Source organism: uncultured Clostridium sp. (assembly GCF_934754915.1).
Taxonomy (GTDB): Bacteria; Bacillota; Clostridia; order Clostridiales; family Clostridiaceae; genus Clostridium.
Genome location: NZ_CAKVKB010000065.1, coordinates 1 through 19,465, shown reverse-complemented (window position 1 = coordinate 19,465; position 19,465 = coordinate 1). Strand labels below are relative to the sequence as shown.

Sequence of the window (19,465 nt, the reverse complement as noted above, 5' to 3'; positions counted from 1 at the left end):
TGTGGAAGATGCGTAATACATAAAACTTGATGTGTACATGAAAGCTGATACATTTTTTCTCCAACTCTCTGAGCAACAGCTCCACTTATACCAGTATCAATTTCATCAAATATAAGTGTTGGTATTTCATCCTTTTCTGCAAATACACATTTAAGTGCAAGCATTATTCTTGAAAGTTCTCCACCAGATAATACTTTTTCAAGAGGCATTAAAGGTTCGCCAGGATTTGTAGAAATCATAAAGCATACATCATCAAATCCTCTTTCGTTAAAATTCTTTTCATCCTTTTCAACACTTATTTTCATTCTTGATTTTTCAAGACCTACAAAAGATAATTCCTTAAGGATTTTTTCTTCCAATGCACTGCTCTTAGATATTCTCAATTCATGCAGAACTGATGCAGCTTGTTCCATCTGAGTCAATATATTTTTTTCCTTTTCTCTGAGTTCTTCAATAATCTTTTCAGAATTTATAAGTTCATCATATTCTTTTTTAATTTTTTCAAGATACTCTAGTATGTCTGTTACTGTAGGACCATATTTCTTTTTATATTGATTTATCTCATATATTCTTGAATTTATGCTTTCAAGGGCATCGTTGTCAAAAACTATTTCTTCTGCCATGTCTCTTACTTCACGGCTTGCTTCTTCTATTGTGTAAAAAGCTTCTTCTATCAAATTTTTATTTTTTTTGATTTTTTCAAAATGATTTTCTACACCTGATAACTCTGAAATAACTTTAGATAACGAATCAATGACACTAAATTCTTCTTGTCCGCATAATAATTTATAAGATTCTGCCAATGCATTATTTATTTTTTCAGCATTTGCTAAAATGTTATATTCTTCTCTCAAATCATCTTCTTCATTTTCTTTAAGCTTAGCTTTTTCAATATCATCTATCTGGAATTTCAGATAATCTAAAAGTTTTTCTCTATCCTGATTTCCAGTAATTCTGCTCAAATCTTCTCTTACTTTAAGAAGATTATCTCTAAGTTCAGTATATATTCCTAAAGGTTTTACTATTTCTTTATCTATAAATCCATCTAGATATAATATATGGCTGCTTCTTGTTAAAAGTTCCTGATTCTGATGCTGCCCATGAATATCTAAGAGTCTTGCTCTTACTCTTCTTAATTGAGATGTGATTAAACTTTTTCCGTTAATTTTTATTAAATTTTTCCCACTCTGATGTGATTCCCTGCTTATTATAAGCACATCATCATATTCAATATCAAGTTCATCCAATACTTCAGAGACCCTCGAACCATCAAGGGTGAACAAAGCTTCAACATATGTCTTATCTTCTCCTGTTCTTATTAGACTTTTTGAAAACTTTCCCCCAAGTACAAAATCTATAGCGTCAATCATTATAGATTTACCTGCACCAGTTTCTCCTGATAGTATATTAAAACCATCCTTAAAGTTTATTGTCATTTCTTCTATTAACGCAAAATTTTTAATATTTAATTGAATTAACATTTTATCCCATCCTTAATCTTATGAAGACATTCTCTTTCTTATTTTAGATACTAGAAGTTCAGCACTTTCAATAGTTCTCACTAAAATAAAGATTGTATTATCTCCTGCTACTGTACCTGCAATATCTGCACTTTCAAGATTATCAATTGCTTCAGCTGTTATAGGAGCTGAACCGGTAATTGTCTTTATAACTACCATTTTATCCACATTCTCTACAGATAAAACAGTATTTGCAAGAATATTACTAAGTCTGTCTATTATATTTTTCTGTTCTCCTGTTGATACAGCATATTTTGATTTTCCACTTGAAGACTGCATCTTTATAAGCTTCAGGTTCTTAATGTCTCTTGATACTGTTGCCTGAGTAACGTCAAATCCTTCACTCTTTAATGCTTCTGCAAGTTCTTCCTGTGTTTCTATTTCTCTTGAACTAATTATTTCTAATATTTTTGTATGTCTTTTTGATTTCAAAATTCCTCACCATCACATTCTTTAGAATTGTTTAAAATCTTATTCCTCAAAACTTTGAAATAATCATAATCATTAAACAAAAGCAATTTCACATTTTTCTGTTTTTTATAAACTTTTACACATGATTTTTGATTAACTTCCATAGCTTTTTGTCCATCAACAGTTAGATATATCTTTTCTTCTTCATTTTCAGCATATATTTCAATTATACTATCTCCTTTAAGAACAATTGTCTGCATGCTTTTTGTGTGTGGACATATAGGTGTTATAGTTATAAGTTCAAGTTCAGGATATATGAGCGGTCCTCCTGCTGAAAAGGAATATGCTGTAGAACCTGTAGGAGTAGCTATTATAAGTCCATCTCCTTTAAATGATGAATAAAATTTTCCATCAACATAAATTTTAAATTTCACCATTCTTGAAAGAGTACCTCTTGCAAGTACTATGTCATTAAGTGCTTGAAGATTTCCTTTTTTAAATTTATGTATATCCGAACATCCCTTTTTATCTTCCAATTCCTTTTGGCATATAAGACCACATTCTATTATATCTTTGAATTCCCCACTGCATTCAAGCATCATCCTATTTTGAATATGATATTCTTCATTTTTAAGCTTTTTAAGTGCATTGTCTATTTCTGATATATCTATGCTTGATAAAAATCCAAGATTTCCGATATTCACTCCAAATAAAACGCCATTAAAATCCTCTCCAACAGATCTTGCTGCACTTAAAAGCGTTCCATCTCCACCAAGTACCAAAAGAAGTTCAATATTCTTAAGATCTTGTTTTTCAAGGTCATATGAATTAAAAATACGGATATCATCAAGAACAAATATATCTCTTATTTTACTTATAACCATATTTAAGATTTTATTTTCATTATCCTTTGAAGGATTAATTGCAATACCGATATTTTTCATAGCCCCTCCAGAAGAAATTAAATTTCTACATGTGATGCCTCTACCACAGCATCAATATCCTCTTGTACAAAACTGCTTTCCTTATCTTTATTTTTAGTGAAATAAACAAGATATTCTCTGTTTCCTTCAGGTCCTTTTATAGGAGAATATCCTACACCAAGAACATTAAGACCTTGTTCTATTAAAAAATCTATTATTCCATGTACAACTTCTTTATGAGTGCTTATTTCCCTAACAACACCTTTTTTACCTACTTTTTCTCTTCCAGCTTCAAACTGAGGTTTTATAAGTGCCACTACCTCACCATCATCTTTAAGAAGATTTAAAGTTGCAGGCATTATTTTCTTTAAAGATATAAATGATACATCAATTGAAGCAAAATCCAATAATTCATTATTTATGTCTTCAGGAGTAACATATCTTATATTTGTTCTTTCCATGCATACAACTCTTTCATCAGTTCTGAGTTTCCATGCAAACTGCCCATATCCAACATCTACTGCAAACACTTTAGATGCACCATTTTGAAGCATGCAGTCAGTAAATCCTCCTGTTGAAGCACCAATATCCATGCATACTTTTCCATCTAAAGTAAGATTCCATGTATTCATAGCTTTTTCAAGCTTTAATCCTCCACGGCTTACATACTTTAAAGTATCTCCTCTATATTCTATATCACTATCAACACTTACCTTTTCACCTGCTTTATCTAACTTCTGTCCATTTACATAAACTTTTCCTTCCATTATGCAGGCTTTAGCTTTTTCTCTTGAAGTGATTATTCCTTTCTCTACTAAAAGTATATCCAATCTTTCTTTTTTTTCTGCCATTATGTTCTCCTTCTAATCATATAATTCTAATATTGATTCTCTTATTCCTTCACAGTCAAGTTTATAAGTTTTATAAAGGATATCTACATTTCCCTGAGGAATAAACTGGTCATCATATCCTAATGACTTTATTTTTCCCTTATATCCTATTTCATACATATAATCCTTAACAGCGCTTCCTAAACCGCCTTTAAGAATATTATCTTCAATTGTAAGTATATTATATCCTCTATCTGCAATTTCCTTTAACATCTGCTTATCTATAGGTTTTATAAAAACTGCATTTATTATTGTTGGATTTATTCCCTGTTCATATAGTATTTCCTTTGCATAAACTGCATGCTGCACCATTTTTCCAGTTGCTATAATACAAATTCTTGTACCTTGAGCTATAACTTCCCATTTTCCTTCATTCAATTCCTTTAAAGGAGAAATATTATCTATTATGTCTCCTCCTCTTGGATATCTTATTGCAACTGGTCCATTTTGGTTTAAAGCCCATTCAAGCATAGTTTTAACTTCAGCTGTACATTTAGGTGCAATAATGGTCATATTAGGAATGATAGATAAATATGATATATCCATTATTCCCTGATGCGTTTCTCCATCTTCGCCTACAATACCTGCTCTGTCTACTGCAAATACTACTGGCAGTTTCTGAATACATACATCATGAACAACCTGATCAAACCCTCTTTGAAGAAATGTTGAATATACTGCAAATACAGGTTTTAATCCATTACTTGCCATTCCTGCTGCAAGTGTTACTGCATGCTGTTCTGCTATTCCAACATCAAAAAACCTGTCTTTAAATTTTTCACTAAATTCCTTTAAACCAGTTCCATCAGGCATAGCTGCTGTTATTGCTGTTATTCTGTTATCTTTCGATGCAAGTTCCACAAGAGACTGTCCAAATACTTTTGAATAAGTATTTTTAGTATCTTTTTTACATTCTCCACTTTCAAGATCAAAGGGACTTACGCCATGATATTTACAGGGACTTTCTTCAGCAAGTGCATATCCTTTTCCTTTTTTGGTTATAGTATGTATGATAACAGGTCCTTCAAATTCTTTTGCAATTTTAAATACTTCTGTCATAGATACTATATCATGACCATCTATTGGGCCTATATATTTAAGTCCTATGCTCTCAAAAAACATAGACGGAACAACAAGCTGTTTTATACTATCCTTAACTCTTGAAATTTTATCTGCAATATTTTTTCCTATATGAGTTTGATTCAGTGAATCATGTATTTCATTTTTCAACTTATTGTATCCTGGTGCCATTCTTAATTTATTAAGATACTTCGAAAGACCTCCAACATTAGGAGAAATTGACATCTGATTATCATTAAGTATAATAATCATCTTAGTTTTCCTGAATCCTACATCATTCAATGCTTCAAGAGCCATTCCTCCTGTCAGTGCACCATCACCTATAACAGCAATAACATGATAATTCTCTTTTTTAATATCTCGTGCCCTTGCTATTCCAAGTGCTGCCGAAATTGATGTACTACTGTGGCCTGTATCAAAATAATCATAATTGCTTTCATTTCTTTTGGGGAAACCACTCATTCCATTAAATTGTCTCAGTTTTTTAAATCCGTCTTTTCTCCCAGTTAAAATCTTATATACATAACTTTGATGTCCTACATCCCACACAATTTTATCCTTTTCAAAATCAAATGCCTTAAAAAGACTCAATGTAAGATCAACAACTCCTAAATTAGAAGATAAGTGACCTCCTGTTTTTGACACACTTTCTATTAAAAATTCCCTTAACTCTTGACTGAGTACTTTAGTATCTTTAATATCCAGTTTTTTTATGCCTTTAGGGAAGTCTATTTTATCTATCAATTTCATAATATCATTTCCTCTGCTAACTTTCTCTATTTAAAAGACTATACGTTAAATCAATTAAACATTGTGCATCTACTGTCAGTGTTTTAAGCAGTTTCACACATTCTTCACTTAATTTTTCACACATTTTTTTGCATTCATCAAGTCCATAAACACTTATAAAATTAGTTTTATTATGTTCTTCATCTGCATGTATATTTTTCCCCATAATATGAGCATCACCAATTACATCCAGAATATCATCTCTAATTTGAAAAACCAAGCCTAACTTTTCACCATATTTTTTTAATATTTCTATATCAGCTTCGCATGCACCAGCAAGTATAGCACCACTTACCACTGATGCCCTTATAAGTGCTCCAGTCTTCTTTGCATGCATATATTCAAGTTCATCTTTTGAAATAGATTTTCCTTCAGATATTACATCAACAACCTGACCTCCAATCATCCCTTCTGCTCCAGCTGAAGATGTTATCTCATAAGCAGCCTTCAATGAATTTCCTCCATTTTTTAACGCATAATTCATCATCAGTATTACAGCTTCATTAAGAAGATTGTCTCCCGCAAGAACTGCAATATTCTCACCAAAAACTTTATGATTTGTTGGCTTTCCTCTTCTTAAATCATCATCATCCATACATGGAAGATCATCATGTATAAGTGAGTACGTATGAATCATTTCAATTGAACATGCCATTGGCAGTACATTAGTATATTCATTTTTGAAAATATAATAAGCTAATGAAAATAAAATTGGTCTTATCCTTTTTCCACCTATATTCAAACTATAGCTGCTGGCTTCATAAATAACTTTATTATATTCACCTTTATTTCTAAAGTAGCTATCTAAATATTCATTAATGTCTTTTTTTAAATTATCTATCGATATCACTTTCACCAAACTCCACTTCTTTTTCATCTTTAATTATGGAAATCTTTCCTTCATATGCATTAAGGGTCTTATAAATCTTATTCACGAGTTTTACACCATTTTCATATGATTTCATTGAATCTTCAAGATTAAGCTGGTCATTTTCAAGATTATTTAAAATTTCTTGAAGTTTAGATAACATTTCTTCATAACTTTCTTTTCTGGCCATTTTTAAACTCCTATTCTTCTGGAATGAAACTTCCTCTAACATTTCCATCTTTAAGAATTATATTTAACTTCTTTTCTTCATTCAACATTTTTTTTGAAGTTATTATATTATTTTTATCATCTTCTATTATAGCATATCCTTTTTCTATAACTTTAACAGGATTATATGCAGCAAGAAGATTGTTTAAATTTTCAATATTCTTTTTTTCTTTATTTAGTTTTGTCTTTATTGCAAAATTTAATCGTTCTTTTAACTTGTCAGTCTCTAAATAAGAATTTGCAATAAGATTCATTGGTGAATGTATTTTCAATATTCTTTCATAATTTAATATATTATCTCTACAGCTTTTAAGCTTATATTCAACACTATCATTTAAAATTCTGTATATATTATCTATAGTATTTAATATTTCACTTTTTAAAGGCACTGCTATTTCAGCTCCTTGAGATGGTGTTGCTGCCCTGAAATCTGATACAAAATCACATATAGTAAAATCTATTTCATGACCTACAGCTGAAATTATAGGAATATGAGAATCATAAACTGCCATTGCAAGTTCCTCTTCATTAAAATTCCAAAGTTCTTCTAATGATCCTCCTCCTCTTCCTACAATTATGACATCCACACTGTTTTTTCTATTAAAATATTCTATTCCTTCTATAACTTCTTTATAAGCTCCAATACCTTGTACTTTGGCTGGATAAAGGACTATATCTATTTTATCATTTCTTCTTCTTGCTACATTTATTATATCTCTTATTGCAGCACCTGTAGAAGATGTAACAACTCCTATTTTCTTAGGATAAGCTGGAATATCTTTTTTATGATTTTCATCAAAATATCCTTCTTTTAAAAGTTTTGCCTTTAATTTCTCAAATTTTAAGAAAAGCTCTCCCTGACCTTCCTTTTCAATTTCATCACAGTAAATCTGAAATGAACCTGTTGCTGGATATATTGAAGCTCTGCCATTTATAATTACTGACATTCCTTCTTCAAGTTTAAAATTCAAAGAAACAGCATTTCCTCTAAACATTACACAATTTACTTTTCCTTTATCATCCTTGAGGGAAAAATAAATATGTCCGCTGCTATGATATTTTAAATTAGAAATCTCCCCTTTTACAGAGAGATTATTTAAAATAAAATCATTATCAAGAACTCTTTTAATATAACTTGTTACTTCCGAAACAGTTAAAGTTTTAATTTTCATTTTCCTTTAAAGCCTCACATGCATTTTTTATTAAAAGGGTAGTTGTTAAAGCTCCTACGCCTCCTGGAACTGGTGTTAAATAAGCACATTTATCTATAACCTTATCAAAATCAACATCTCCTGTTATTTTTCCTTCAAAACGTGATGTTCCTACATCTATTACAATAGCATTTTCATTTACATAACTTTCGTCTATGAATTTTGGTTTACCAATAGCAACAACCAATATATCTGCTTTTTTACACACTTCTTTAAGATTTTTTGTTCTTGAATGGCATATTGTTACAGTTGCATTTTCATTCAATAAAAGCTGTGCTGCTGGTTTTCCGACAATATTGCTTCTTCCAAGTACAACTACATTTTTCCCACTTATATCACTATTTAAACTCTTTATTAATGTAACAACTGAATTTGGTGTACATGGTAAAAATCCTGGTTCTCCCATATACAATTTTCCTTGACTTTCAAATGTAAGACAATCAATATCCTTTTTAACTGAAATTTCCTTTATTATCTTCTTTTCATCCAAATGTTTTGGTAATGGAAGCTGAAGAATTATTCCCTGAATATTATCGTCTTCATTTAATCTGTGAATTTCATTTATCACATCTTCATCACTGGATTCTTCTCTTAAAATAACCTTTTCAAACTGTACACCAAGAGATACAGCAACTTTTTCCTGACTATTCATATAATAAATAGATCCGCCATCTTCTCCTACTAAAATAGATGCTATTTTAGGAATCTTAAGATTCTTTTCCTTTCTATCTTCTACAAAGCTTTTTATTTCTTCCTTAACTTTTGCTGCTACTTCTTTTCCATTAATTAATTGCCCCACTATCTAATTCCCCACTTTCTCATTTGTATCTATATTTCTAATGATACTATTTTAAATTTTATCTATGTGTCTATTTTAACTTTACTTTTATATTTTTTCAATAATTGTTTATATATATACATTTCAATTAGCCATAATCAATTTTAAAAAACAACCAAATATCAAATCTTTACATGCTTTCTTTAAATATTAATTTTATTTATTGATATAATCATTAATATTTATTCAATTTCAATAAAAAAGAGGTGCATAAGCCAAAACTTATCCATCCTCCTCATTACATATTATTATGTATAAATTACTTTATTTTATCTAGTACTCCATTAATAAATGAAACGCTTTTTTCATCAGAATATTTTCTTGTTATTTCTAAAGCTTCATTTATTGCAACATTTTTTGGTACATCTTCATCAAAAATAATTTCATATGCAGCAAGTCTTAAAATTGCAAGATTAACCTTAGAAATTCTATCAATTTTCCAATTCTGCAAGTTAGAAGATATAGCTTCATCTATAGCTTCTATATTGTTTTCAATTCCTATTAATGCTCTTTTGACATATGTTAAATCAATTTCCTTTATATTTCCTTCATAATTTTCAACAAAAGTTTCAACAGCTTCAACAGCTCTATCTTTACTGCAAGTCATTCCAAATAATAACTCCATTGTTTTTTCCCTAGATAATTTTCTATTCATCGAATCCTCCTAAAATATATGTCATATTAATCATGCACATTTAACATTATACACACTTTTTACATCTTTTAAACTTATATCTTTATAAATACAAGTCAAATTAAACACCCTCTGAAATTTCAGAGGGTGAAAACTAAACTATTTAGATTCATTTCCTTCTTCTTTTGGTAAGTAAATACTTTGGACGCATATATTAACAGAATCTACTTCAAGACCAGTCATTGCTTCAACAGTCTTTTTAACATTTTCCTGCACCAAAGCTGCTAATTCATTAATCTTTTTTCCATACTCAACTGCTATATTCATATCTATTATAGCTTTATCACCTTCCAAAGTAACTTTAGTTCCTTTAGAATTGTTATTTTTTTTACCCTTAAATATATTTGTCAAGTTGCTTGCCATACTATTTTGATAATCTAATATGCCTTCAACTTCCTGTGCTGCTATTCCAGCTATAACGCTGACAACTTCATCAGAAATTTTAACAATTCCGATATTTTCATCATTCTTTATATCTTCCATGCTATCTTAACCTCCTCGGTTTTGTAATAACAAAACATGCTAATCTTATGTTCATTATAACAAATAAAATTTAACTTTACAATTACATTATTTCTGAACTTCAATAATTACATCTTTTATGTTTGACACATCTTGAACGATTTCTTGAATTGCAACACTATCACTTTCTTCAATTCCTGTTGAAGATTTTACTACTACAGTTGCTTTGTTATCTTGAAGCATGCATAAAGCATCTTCAAATCCTTTATTTTTTATATTTAATTCTATTCTTCCCTCATTGTCTTTTGCCATAGTTTTTTTAGTTAATTCCTTAGATGCTTCATCTTTTTGTTCCTTTGAAGTATTTGCATCATCAATTATTGCATTTAACGATTGTATTGTTGCTGAATCCTTCTGTTCTCTCTCACTTCTAGCTTCATAAAAATAATTCTGACTACTTAAAGTCTGTGTATCTTTACACTCTTCATTAATATTTTGGTCATCTTTAGTTATTGTTTCAGATGATAACACCTGACTTAAATCTGCTGGATCGTTCAATCCTCCATTGTTAAGTTTTGCTGCAAGAACTCCTGTACATAATATTAATGCAAGTAATGTAAAAATAATCCCACATTGTTTTTTTGTCATAATAAACTTCCTCCCATCATATCCCTATAATTATTTATATGCTATTTTTTCATACTATATACATTAACCTTTTCTAAACTTAAGTTATATAATTTTGAAACTGCCTGTTCAATTTCATATTTAGTTTTACTATCTTCTGCACCTTCTGCTACAATTACTATTCCAACTATTTTAGGCTTATATGTTGTCAATATAAAAGGTTCATTTTTCCCATCATTTTGTGTCATTACCACTTTTGAATTATCATTGTTTTGATTATTTACTCTTTTTCCTCCCTGAGTATCTGTTTCTTCTGTAGTTGACTTCTGAGCTGTAGTATCATATGCAGGCACTTTCTGCTCACCACTTTCAAATGTCAGCATAACATCAACATCACCAACACCATTCATCTTTTTTAATATGTTTATAAGATCAGCTTTTTGTTTTTCTTCATATTCATCACTTGTCATAATTTTTTCTTCACTTATACTGGATGTGTCAACAGCACTGCTTCCATTTCTAGAATTATTATTTGTTACAGATGGAATAATACTGTTAAGTCCCTTATTTTCTCCTATTACATTAAGGGCAATAAGTATAAAAACAAGTACAAGGCATATTACACTCAGTCTCTTTATCTTTGAGTTTTTTTCAAAAAAATCTTTAATATCATCTATCAATTTTTTTATATTCATATACAGCCTCTCCTATTCCTCCAGAATATATATTTCTATTTTTTCCTCAGCTATTTCTAATTCATCAGATGCATATCTCACAACATCCTTATACTCTTGTTTTAATTTGTCTTTTTCATCAGCCTGTTCATTTTTATCATTTCCAATTTCAACTTTCTGGATTTTTTTTACTTTGCTATCCCTTATTCCTATCCTCAGCTTTTTAATACTTATATTTATGTTATTAAAATCAACATCACATTCAACATCTGCTTTAAATTTAATGTTTTTGAAATGATTTTCAAGAATACTCTCACAATTTTTATTAAAGTTATTGATAAAAGCCTGCTTTCTAACATCTTCATTATCTCTATTTCCTTCATAAGACATGGTTCCATCAATATTAACCTTGTTCTGTTCTGCTGAAAATACTGTTTTATAATTTTCAATTCCCTCAAGCACATTCTTTTCTCCATTACTTATAAATTGAACTATAGGATTTAAAATAGTGCTTATAAGTATGAGTCCTAAAACAAAAGATATATATTTCTTGAATTTTTTATCAGGCGCAAGAATCTCAACTGCACTCATAAATATTAGAATAGTAGTAAGGGTAGCTGCAAAACTTTTTAAATTTTCCATTAAAAATCATCCTCCTACTACAAAACTTCCTGCCTGTGCCATAATTGCAATGAGTATAAAAAACATAAAACTTACAGTAAGTACACATGAAATTATGAGTACCATGGATGTTCCAGCTGATTCTAATGCTTTTGTTATTCTTGAATCACTAACAGGCTCAACAAGTGCTGCTGAAATTTTATATATAAATGTCATAAGAACCAGTTTTAATATTGGATAAAGAAGTATTAAAAGAACTACAACAAGACCCACAGAACTGACTGCATTTTTAATTATGAGCGAATATCCTGCCACAGATGTTATTGCATCAGAAAATGTTTTTCCTACTATTGGTATAAAATTATCTACTGCAAACTTAGCTGTTTTTAATGTAACAGCATCTATTGTATTTGAAGTTATCCCTCTTATGGTAAGCATTGCTATAAATGCAGTAAGTATTATTCCTTGAAACCATAAAATACACTGTTTTGTCAGCTTACAGAGATTTGTTATTTTATGCTCTTCAGAAATATTATTTGCAAACTCAAGTACAAATCCAATTAAAATCATTGGTATAATAATCTTTGTATAAATCTTCGGTATAAATATTACAGATCCAATAATAAATGGATCTAAAGTTGCTGCTTGAGTTATCCCTCCTGCTAAACCAATCATTGTTGCAAGTATTGGCAGAAGTGCATTCATGAAATTTGATATGTCATTTATTACATCCTGAGCTAACGATATGGAAATTATAAAACTCTTTGAAAGTATTATTACGACAATAGCATAACATGCATAAAAAGCCACCTGTGATATACTTTCATCTGCAAATGATTCTTGAAGATTTTTTAAAAGTGCACATAATATTGAAATTGTAACTATGGATACTGTAAGTCCTAATACACTTTTTACTTCTTTAAAAAATAAGCTCAGCACTGCTTTTACAATCACATCAAATGATAAGTTTCCTTTTCCTTCTAAAATAAAAGTATTTATATATTCTACTGGGTCAAGATTCTGCAAGAGCTCTACATCTGTCTTCATTTTACTTATATAATCATATAATGTCTGTATCTGGCCTTTTGCATTTCCTCCAATATCTTCAATTTTCAAATCCTTCACTTGTTTTTCATCTTTTTCTGTTTCATAATCATTTTGAAACTCATAAGTGTTGTTTTCCAAATCATCGTCTTTCAGACATACCTCAGCTTCTGAATTTTCTAAATCTATCTGTTCTATTGATGTTTTTTCTAAACTGTCATTTTTATCTTTTCTTTCATAATTGTAATCAAATTTATTATCATATGGTTTTGATATAGTGTATTCTTTTGTATCACTTTCCGCTGCTGCATATTTAGTGCTTCTTGCTAGAAAGAAAGGTTCACACAATAAAAATGTAAGAAACATACTTATAAAAAGAAATGTTAACCTCTTTATCATCATCATATTGAATACACAACCTTTAACTTTATTAATTCAATTGCTTATTATTGATACACTGCTACATTATCTGAAGTATAGAATTAAGCACTGCCATTAAAATTGGAACAGCCAGAACCAAAATCATTATCTTTCCAGCAAAATCAATCTGAGTCCCCAGGGAATTTACATTAGCATCTTTACATAAAGTACTTGCAAATGATGCAATATATGCAATTCCTATTATTTTAATCACAATACCAATATAGACGGTATCAATATTTGCTTTATCTGACATCATCTCAATGAATGTCATTATTTCTTTTAATGGATCAATAACCATAAAGAAAATTAAAGCTCCTGCAACAAGCTCTAACAATGTTGCTACATTCCCTTCTGCTTTTCTTATAAGGACAATCATAAACATTGCTGCAAAAGCTATTCCTGCTATTTTTAAAATCAACATAATACCACCTGCTAATAATTCATCAATTCTACCTGTTCATTACATGACAAACATTGTCTTTACTGTACTGAACAAATCTCCTATTATTGAAACTATCATAAGAAGTATTATCACAACACCGGCTATATTGGTTATTGCTGCGATATCAGATTTTCCACTGCTTGTTAGGACTTTATCCAATATAACAAGAATAATTCCTGCACCACCAATCTTTAAAAGAATACTTATATCATTCATCTGCTTTCCTCCTATATTTTATGGTCTTATTTTCTAATTTTTCTTACTGTCTATTAATATTAGAAATTTACTGAGTTTATGAATCACAGTATAAAAATTGTAAGCATTCCTCCTATACAGACTCCTAGATATCTATATAACCTCACATTCTTTTTTGCAGATTCTTCAGCTTCTTTAAGATTCATTCGAATTCCTTCAAGTACAAGATCAAATATCCGTTCCTGACCAAATAACCCGGACTCTCCAAGGGACTTAAAAAAATCTCCAAGAATTTTTATGTCACTTACATTAAGATTAAATTTTTCTTTTAATTTTTCATATTCTTCCACAGCACCATCATATACACTTTCAGCACTTCCAGATATAAGCTTTTCCTTCATCCCATTCATAAATGAATTTATAGGATCTTCTACTTTGTATGAAAATTTTTCAAATGCTTCTGGAAGAGGAGTTGCTCCATATAAGATATCATTTTGAAGAATTATCAAACTTTTTAATATTTCCCTAAGTTGAATCATTCGTTTATTAAAACGCTCTCCATACTCAAATCCTATATAAGCACATATTGAAAAAAGAAAACATCCGATTATTATCTTAAGCATCTTATATCTCCTCCTTTCAATTCATATATATTTTCAATAGTTCCAATTCCTCTTCTCGAACTTAACACGATTGCTCTTTCTATTATTTCGTTCTCTAAAAGGTCATTGAATATTTTTCTCTTATAAAGATCATCTATTGTAAATCCATGAATAGAAGTTATTATATTAACTCCTGAATTAAAAGCCATCAAAAGAGCTTCTGCATCTCCTTTTGTTCCTATTTCATCACATATTAATACTTCTGGAGATAAGCTCCTTATAGCCATTATCATACCTTCTTTTTTAAGGCAGTTATCTAAAATATCTGTACGAATTCCAATATCATTTTGAGGTATTCCAAAATAACATGCTCCAATTTCACTTCTTTCATCAATTACAGCAACCTTATGTCCATATATTCCTTCTGAAGGAAATCCACTGGATATATTTCTTGAAATATCTCTTAATATTGTTGTTTTTCCACACTTTGGAGGCGAAATTATTATAGTATTAAATGCTCTTTTTTGTTTATGCGAATATATATATTTCATCAGTTTATCAGAACACCCTATAACTTCATTTGATATCCTTATATTTATGGATGATATATTTCTTATTGTCTTTACTTCACCTTTTTCCATGATGCATTCTCCTGCAATTCCTATCCTATGTCCTCCCTTAATTGTTATAAAGCCTTGTCTTATATCTTCTTCATAAGCATATAATGAATAATTTGATATCTTCTGCATTATGCTCTTAATCTCTTCTTTAACTGGAGAATAATTTATCATGCTTTCTCCATATTTTGAATATATCATAATAGGTTTTCCAATTTTAATTCGTATCTCATAAATCTGTTCTTTCAATAATTTTTCCTTAAGTAAAGCTCCAATTTTTATTGGAAAAATCCCGATTATATCTTCTCCTGACCTCATCTAAATACAGTCCCTCCTTTCCTCCTTCTTAATTAATTAATATTTATACTTTTTCTGAAATATTACACATTACAATAAAAAAATATGTAAAGAAAAAATCCTGTAGAAGAAATCATATTGTTTCTTCTACAGGATCTTATATAATCATTTTCTATGACTAACAGCTATTAAATTTTTTATCCTTACTTAATTATAGTTTAACTATGCAACATTTTTTATATAAGTAAGATATTAAATAATTTTTAACATTAATCAATTGAAATTATTTAATATTATTATGGCAATAAGGACAAGGAATCTTATCCTTGCTTTCCAACGCTGATTTTTCCATAAAAATAGGTTTGTTGCAATGAGTACATTTTACTTCTACATACTCATCTTCCATATCACACAGTTCGTCAATCGATACTTCTTCAAATAATTCATCCTGAATGTTTGATAAATCATCATCCAAGAACTGCATATTTTCTTCCATTGTTTCTTGATTTACAACCACTTCTTCAATTTTGTCAGCCATTGAATTCAAGATAGATTCTATTTTTTCAAAATAATTTCTATATGCATCATCTTTTATGTCTGATAAACTTGTTTGAAACTCTTCAATTTGTTTTCTAAGTTCTTCCATATCGTTTCACTTCCTGTTCATATGATAATTATTTTTTAATTTATACATTATGTGGACATTTCATAATTATAATTTTATATAATTCAAGCCAATATATAGTATACATATTTGCTTACGTCACACTATATATTGAATTGCTTTTGATTTTTATATTAATATGAAAAATCCTCATATATAAATAGAGTTGCTAAGCATACACTCAGCAACCCCATATAAATACATCGAAATTAAACTCTTTCCATGTATTCTCCTGTTCTTGTATCTATTCTGATAACATCACCTTCATTAACGAACATAGGAACGCTAACTACTGCACCAGTTTCAACTGTAGCTGGTTTTAAAGCATTAGTTGTAGTATTTCCTTTTACTCCTGGTTCTGAGTGAGTTATTTGTAATTCAACAAAGTTTGGTGCTTCAACTGAGAAAGCTTCACCTTTGAAGAATTTAATAGTAGCAAACATGTTTTCCTTTAAGAATTTAATTGCGTCTTCAACCTTTTCTTGGTTTAAAGGAATTTGTTCAAATGTTTCTTGATCCATGAAGTAGTATAATTCACCATCATTGTAAAGATATTGCATTTCTTTTCTTTCAATTACAGCTTCTTGTAATTTTTCAGTTGGGTTGAATGTTCTATCTACAACTCCTCCAGAGATAACATTTCTTAATTTAGTTCTTACGAATGCTGCACCTTTACCTGGTTTAACATGTAAGAAATCTGTTACTGTAAACACTTGTCCATCAAGTTCAAAAGTAGTTCCTTTTCTTAAGTCTCCTGCTGATATCATAAAATATCCCTCCAAATTTATAAAATGATTACAATGCAAATTTTATACCTAAATATTTAGTATATACACTTACTCGTTGACATAACAATGATATTTTATCAAAAGACAATCATAAATGCAATTATTTATGATTACTTTCTACTAAAATTTTATATATTTATATTATTCATTGCCATACACATCTATTATAACACAATTTTCATTATTATTTTTATTTAAAATATAATTTTTAATTTCATATTTTTCTAATTTTTTCATTGCTTTCATAAGCTCATTTTTATTACCGCTTATTTTTATTTCAACAGACCATCTATCATTTTCTTTATTTGCACTTAATATTGTAGCATTATCTACATTATTTATTTCACTTGTTATTTGTGATAAATCTATATATCTATTTTTTATTGAATACTTATCTATTACTTCTGTCTTTTGTTTATTTTCAATATTTTCAGTTGTTTTCTTATTTAGATAAATCTGCAAAACACCAGTTGCTATTAGTATGAATATTATAATTAATTTAAATCTAACTTTCATTTATATTTACTCCTATCTTATATTTTTCATTTTCAATAGAAGTTATCTCTGAAATATCAAACAGATTCTTATCTTTTTCTTTTATCGAGTTTAAATCCTCTAAGTCTCTCAGCATAAATTCTCCATATCCATCACTTATATATACTTCTTCAAAATCTTCATCCCAAAACACATTTACCATATTGACCATTGAATTCCATTGAATTTTTATATTATTATATGTATATGATTCATCTTTATTAAACACTGGTCTTTCAGACTTTATAAAGTTAAAATTTTTAATATTACTTGGAAGAAAAATTAAATTTACTATTATCATAATATATATAAGTATATTATCTCTTTTGTTTTGTTTTTGATTAATTTTTAAGTAAAAACTATCAGGTATAAAATATTTATATTTTTTCATTTATCTTCTCCAAAATATTCATTTTTATTATCTCCATGTTTTTAAAATAATATTCATCATAAAAACACTTTTCATCAATTATAATTTTTCCTTGTAAGTTTTTTTCATTCAAATATTCATAAATATTATTTATATCACTAGACACAGCATTATCTATAAGATTGTTTTTAGCATATTCCATAAAATAATACTCATCATTAAACTTTATCAATACCATAAATTTTGTATATTTCTTTCTAATAAGTTTATTTAAAATATTTCCTATAAGAAACTGAAATGGAATTACTTCAAGATAATTGGATTTATAACAAAGATTTTCGACTTTCTTTTTTCCTTTTATTGAATACATATATATTATTTTTTCCTTCAGATTTATTTTATAATCGTGAAGTATCTCACTACTATTCGGAAAAATTTCCTGTATTTTATCTGAAATTAATTTATTAATTTTTAAAAATCTAAATTTTAATAGAACTCTTTCAATATATATTACTTCCCCTAATATTATTATCTTTAATTTTTTTGAAAGCATATTGTCTTCTAAAAAATCATTAAACCCATATTCATTTTTATCAAATATAAATGAATCTTCTTTTAGAAAAATAACATCTGTTTTCATTATATTCTCCTTTCATTTAAATGTTTTTAAGTTAATTAGAACCATATTCATTCGATGTATTTGTATCATAAAAATTCATTGTAGGTATAAGAACTATTTTGTCATTTTCTATTTTTCGTTTTAATTCTCTAATTCTCAGTGCATCATATTTCCCATATATTTTTAAAATCATTTTATCCTCTGACTTGATGTATATTAATTTATTTTCACCAATTTCTTTTTTAAAATCATTCTCAAACAATTCTAAATCTGCTTCACTAAAATCACTATCTTTTTTAATTTGATTTCCATATATATTGATTTCATCCATAAATTCATATATTATATTTTCTTCATTTAAGTCAACAGAATATATATCACTTTCTAAATATCCAATCTGTCTTATCTGAGTATTATTTCTAATAATATTAAACATAAGACAACTAAGCGTAATTATAAGCGATAATATTATCATTGTATTTATCATGACAAATCCTCTTTTTCTCAAAGGCAGCATATAAAATTCTCTCCATTTTCATCATAAATATTTAAATAAATAAGATTTTCTTTTTTAATCACCTTCATTTGTGACACATTATAAAGCAAGTTATTATAATTAAGAGTTTTTTGGCCTTTTGAATATGAAACTACAATATTTCCATTATAAACTCTTATAGTTTTTTTCATATTGCCTTCGTATATGTTTTTATGTAATTCCACATAATCTTCTCCTGTGATTATTTCATCTACAGCTCCTTCACTAACTATATCCTCTAAATTGACTTGAAAATTTCTATACTCATTTAATCTTATAGTTTTGTTTTTGACCTCTATATAAGACGCATATCCGGAAATAAACATGGTTATTCCTTCACCTAATATTATTGTAGAGAGAAAAATGTAAATAATGCTTTCAATCATTGTAAATGCCTTTTTTCTTCTAAATTTCATCCATCCACCAGCTTTTATAAAACTCATATTTTCTGTCTATATTAATCTTTTCTTTATTTATGTCTGTCTGTATTGTATAATAT

26 protein-coding genes are annotated in these 19,465 nt (G+C 28.5%); all 26 read right to left on the bottom strand.

What is annotated here, in order from left to right:
- The coding region (recN, locus tag Q0F58_RS11015; protein ID WP_294376327.1) for a DNA repair protein RecN at positions 1–1,481 on the bottom strand (1,481 nt) is incomplete at its 3' end.
- A gap of 18 nt (positions 1,482–1,499) precedes the next feature.
- The gene (locus Q0F58_RS11010) at positions 1,500–1,952 is read right to left on the bottom strand and encodes an arginine repressor (RefSeq protein WP_294376325.1); all 453 of its coding nucleotides are present in this window, start codon (positions 1,950–1,952) and stop codon (positions 1,500–1,502) included.
- Positions 1,949–2,875, bottom strand: a complete 927-nt coding sequence (locus Q0F58_RS11005; protein ID WP_294376322.1) for an NAD(+)/NADH kinase — start codon at positions 2,873–2,875, stop codon at positions 1,949–1,951. The genes Q0F58_RS11010 and Q0F58_RS11005 overlap by 4 nt, the downstream gene beginning before the upstream one ends.
- A 17-nt stretch (positions 2,876–2,892) precedes the next feature.
- Positions 2,893–3,705, bottom strand: a complete 813-nt coding sequence (locus Q0F58_RS11000; protein ID WP_294376319.1) for a TlyA family RNA methyltransferase — start codon at positions 3,703–3,705, stop codon at positions 2,893–2,895.
- Between the two features lie 12 nt (positions 3,706–3,717).
- Positions 3,718–5,574, bottom strand: coding sequence for a 1-deoxy-D-xylulose-5-phosphate synthase (gene dxs, locus Q0F58_RS10995; RefSeq protein ID WP_294376317.1), 1,857 nt, complete (start codon positions 5,572–5,574; stop codon positions 3,718–3,720).
- A gap of 16 nt (positions 5,575–5,590) precedes the next feature.
- Positions 5,591–6,460 carry a polyprenyl synthetase family protein gene (locus tag Q0F58_RS10990; protein WP_294376329.1) on the bottom strand — a complete coding sequence of 290 codons (870 nt, stop codon included), beginning with the start codon at positions 6,458–6,460 and terminating at the stop codon, positions 5,591–5,593.
- Entirely contained in the window at positions 6,447–6,671 is a 225-nt protein-coding gene (locus tag Q0F58_RS10985; RefSeq protein ID WP_294376315.1) for an exodeoxyribonuclease VII small subunit, read from the bottom strand. The genes Q0F58_RS10990 and Q0F58_RS10985 overlap by 14 nt, the downstream gene beginning before the upstream one ends.
- A gap of 10 nt (positions 6,672–6,681) precedes the next feature.
- Positions 6,682–7,881, bottom strand: coding sequence for an exodeoxyribonuclease VII large subunit (gene xseA, locus Q0F58_RS10980; protein ID WP_294376313.1), 1,200 nt, complete (start codon positions 7,879–7,881; stop codon positions 6,682–6,684).
- A complete protein-coding gene (locus Q0F58_RS10975) occupies positions 7,871–8,719 on the bottom strand; it encodes a bifunctional methylenetetrahydrofolate dehydrogenase/methenyltetrahydrofolate cyclohydrolase (RefSeq protein ID WP_294376311.1) in 849 nt (282 codons plus the stop codon). Before Q0F58_RS10975 ends, xseA begins: the two co-directional genes overlap by 11 nt.
- Positions 8,720–9,017: 298 nt before the next feature.
- Positions 9,018–9,413, bottom strand: coding sequence for a transcription antitermination factor NusB (gene nusB, locus Q0F58_RS10970; protein ID WP_294376308.1), 396 nt, complete (start codon positions 9,411–9,413; stop codon positions 9,018–9,020).
- A 138-nt stretch (positions 9,414–9,551) separates the two neighbouring features.
- Positions 9,552–9,935, bottom strand: coding sequence for an Asp23/Gls24 family envelope stress response protein (locus Q0F58_RS10965; protein WP_294376306.1), 384 nt, complete (start codon positions 9,933–9,935; stop codon positions 9,552–9,554).
- 87 nt (positions 9,936–10,022) lie between these two features.
- Positions 10,023–10,562 carry a SpoIIIAH-like family protein gene (locus Q0F58_RS10960; protein ID WP_294376303.1) on the bottom strand — a complete coding sequence of 180 codons (540 nt, stop codon included), beginning with the start codon at positions 10,560–10,562 and terminating at the stop codon, positions 10,023–10,025.
- Between the two features lie 41 nt (positions 10,563–10,603).
- Positions 10,604–11,236 carry a stage III sporulation protein AG gene (spoIIIAG, locus tag Q0F58_RS10955; protein WP_294376301.1) on the bottom strand — a complete coding sequence of 211 codons (633 nt, stop codon included), beginning with the start codon at positions 11,234–11,236 and terminating at the stop codon, positions 10,604–10,606.
- Positions 11,237–11,248: 12 nt separating this feature from the next.
- Positions 11,249–11,857: a stage III sporulation protein AF gene (locus tag Q0F58_RS10950; protein ID WP_294376297.1), complete on the bottom strand. Its 609-nt coding sequence runs from the start codon at positions 11,855–11,857 to the stop codon at positions 11,249–11,251.
- Positions 11,858–11,863: 6 nt separating this feature from the next.
- Entirely contained in the window at positions 11,864–13,285 is a 1,422-nt protein-coding gene (gene spoIIIAE / locus Q0F58_RS10945) for a stage III sporulation protein AE (RefSeq protein ID WP_294376295.1), read from the bottom strand.
- Between the two features lie 55 nt (positions 13,286–13,340).
- Positions 13,341–13,724 (bottom strand): stage III sporulation protein AD, encoded by a 384-nt coding sequence (spoIIIAD, locus tag Q0F58_RS10940; protein WP_294376292.1) that lies wholly within the window; start codon positions 13,722–13,724, stop codon positions 13,341–13,343.
- A 39-nt stretch (positions 13,725–13,763) separates the two neighbouring features.
- The gene (gene spoIIIAC / locus Q0F58_RS10935) at positions 13,764–13,961 is read right to left on the bottom strand and encodes a stage III sporulation protein AC (RefSeq protein ID WP_294376289.1); all 198 of its coding nucleotides are present in this window, start codon (positions 13,959–13,961) and stop codon (positions 13,764–13,766) included.
- Positions 13,962–14,044: 83 nt separating this feature from the next.
- Complete coding sequence (gene spoIIIAB, locus Q0F58_RS10930) at positions 14,045–14,563, bottom strand: stage III sporulation protein SpoIIIAB (protein ID WP_294376287.1); 519 nt, start codon at positions 14,561–14,563, stop codon at positions 14,045–14,047.
- Entirely contained in the window at positions 14,551–15,477 is a 927-nt protein-coding gene (gene spoIIIAA / locus Q0F58_RS10925; protein ID WP_294376284.1) for a stage III sporulation protein AA, read from the bottom strand. Before spoIIIAA ends, spoIIIAB begins: the two co-directional genes overlap by 13 nt.
- 262 nt (positions 15,478–15,739) lie before the next feature.
- Positions 15,740–16,102 carry a CD1247 N-terminal domain-containing protein gene (locus Q0F58_RS10920; RefSeq protein WP_294376282.1) on the bottom strand — a complete coding sequence of 121 codons (363 nt, stop codon included), beginning with the start codon at positions 16,100–16,102 and terminating at the stop codon, positions 15,740–15,742.
- Positions 16,103–16,329: 227 nt separating this feature from the next.
- Complete coding sequence (gene efp, locus Q0F58_RS10915; RefSeq protein ID WP_294376279.1) at positions 16,330–16,887, bottom strand: elongation factor P; 558 nt, start codon at positions 16,885–16,887, stop codon at positions 16,330–16,332.
- 162 nt (positions 16,888–17,049) lie between these two features.
- Positions 17,050–17,424, bottom strand: a complete 375-nt coding sequence (locus tag Q0F58_RS10910; protein WP_294376276.1) for a hypothetical protein — start codon at positions 17,422–17,424, stop codon at positions 17,050–17,052.
- Positions 17,414–17,833: a hypothetical protein gene (locus Q0F58_RS10905; RefSeq protein WP_294376274.1), complete on the bottom strand. Its 420-nt coding sequence runs from the start codon at positions 17,831–17,833 to the stop codon at positions 17,414–17,416. The genes Q0F58_RS10910 and Q0F58_RS10905 overlap by 11 nt, the downstream gene beginning before the upstream one ends.
- Positions 17,820–18,452 carry a hypothetical protein gene (locus Q0F58_RS10900; protein ID WP_294376272.1) on the bottom strand — a complete coding sequence of 211 codons (633 nt, stop codon included), beginning with the start codon at positions 18,450–18,452 and terminating at the stop codon, positions 17,820–17,822. Before Q0F58_RS10900 ends, Q0F58_RS10905 begins: the two co-directional genes overlap by 14 nt.
- 31 nt (positions 18,453–18,483) lie before the next feature.
- Positions 18,484–18,918, bottom strand: coding sequence for a hypothetical protein (locus Q0F58_RS10895; protein ID WP_294376270.1), 435 nt, complete (start codon positions 18,916–18,918; stop codon positions 18,484–18,486).
- 17 nt (positions 18,919–18,935) lie between these two features.
- Positions 18,936–19,382, bottom strand: coding sequence for a hypothetical protein (locus Q0F58_RS10890; protein WP_294376267.1), 447 nt, complete (start codon positions 19,380–19,382; stop codon positions 18,936–18,938).
- Between the last annotated feature and the right edge of the window lie 83 nt (positions 19,383–19,465).

Bases quoted from the DNA above. Each gene is read 5' to 3' on its own strand.
- Q0F58_RS11000 (WP_294376319.1), bottom strand. From the start codon at position 3,705: ATGGCAGAAAAAAAAGAAAGATTGGATATACTTTTAGTAGAGAAAGGA.
- spoIIIAA (WP_294376284.1), bottom strand. From the start codon at position 15,477: ATGAGGTCAGGAGAAGATATAATCGGGATTTTTCCAATAAAAATTGGA.
- Q0F58_RS10900 (WP_294376272.1), bottom strand. From the start codon at position 18,452: ATGAAAACAGATGTTATTTTTCTAAAAGAAGATTCATTTATATTTGAT.
- Q0F58_RS10960 (WP_294376303.1), bottom strand. From the start codon at position 10,562: ATGACAAAAAAACAATGTGGGATTATTTTTACATTACTTGCATTAATA.
- nusB (WP_294376308.1), bottom strand. From the start codon at position 9,413: ATGAATAGAAAATTATCTAGGGAAAAAACAATGGAGTTATTATTTGGA.
- Q0F58_RS10910 (WP_294376276.1), bottom strand. From the start codon at position 17,424: ATGAAAGTTAGATTTAAATTAATTATAATATTCATACTAATAGCAACT.
- Q0F58_RS10985 (WP_294376315.1), bottom strand. From the start codon at position 6,671: ATGGCCAGAAAAGAAAGTTATGAAGAAATGTTATCTAAACTTCAAGAA.
- Q0F58_RS10890 (WP_294376267.1), bottom strand. From the start codon at position 19,382: ATGAAATTTAGAAGAAAAAAGGCATTTACAATGATTGAAAGCATTATT.
- spoIIIAE (WP_294376295.1), bottom strand. From the start codon at position 13,285: ATGATGATGATAAAGAGGTTAACATTTCTTTTTATAAGTATGTTTCTT.
- efp (WP_294376279.1), bottom strand. From the start codon at position 16,887: ATGATATCAGCAGGAGACTTAAGAAAAGGAACTACTTTTGAACTTGAT.
- Q0F58_RS10965 (WP_294376306.1), bottom strand. From the start codon at position 9,935: ATGGAAGATATAAAGAATGATGAAAATATCGGAATTGTTAAAATTTCT.
- Q0F58_RS10905 (WP_294376274.1), bottom strand. From the start codon at position 17,833: ATGAAAAAATATAAATATTTTATACCTGATAGTTTTTACTTAAAAATT.
- spoIIIAG (WP_294376301.1), bottom strand. From the start codon at position 11,236: ATGAATATAAAAAAATTGATAGATGATATTAAAGATTTTTTTGAAAAA.
- Q0F58_RS10920 (WP_294376282.1), bottom strand. From the start codon at position 16,102: ATGGAAGAACTTAGAAAACAAATTGAAGAGTTTCAAACAAGTTTATCA.
- Q0F58_RS10895 (WP_294376270.1), bottom strand. From the start codon at position 18,918: ATGATAAATACAATGATAATATTATCGCTTATAATTACGCTTAGTTGT.
- dxs (WP_294376317.1), bottom strand. From the start codon at position 5,574: ATGAAATTGATAGATAAAATAGACTTCCCTAAAGGCATAAAAAAACTG.
- spoIIIAC (WP_294376289.1), bottom strand. From the start codon at position 13,961: ATGAATGATATAAGTATTCTTTTAAAGATTGGTGGTGCAGGAATTATT.
- Q0F58_RS10950 (WP_294376297.1), bottom strand. From the start codon at position 11,857: ATGGAAAATTTAAAAAGTTTTGCAGCTACCCTTACTACTATTCTAATA.
- spoIIIAD (WP_294376292.1), bottom strand. From the start codon at position 13,724: ATGTTGATTTTAAAAATAGCAGGAATAGCTTTTGCAGCAATGTTTATG.
- spoIIIAB (WP_294376287.1), bottom strand. From the start codon at position 14,563: ATGCTTAAGATAATAATCGGATGTTTTCTTTTTTCAATATGTGCTTAT.
- xseA (WP_294376313.1), bottom strand. From the start codon at position 7,881: ATGAAAATTAAAACTTTAACTGTTTCGGAAGTAACAAGTTATATTAAA.
- Q0F58_RS11005 (WP_294376322.1), bottom strand. From the start codon at position 2,875: ATGAAAAATATCGGTATTGCAATTAATCCTTCAAAGGATAATGAAAAT.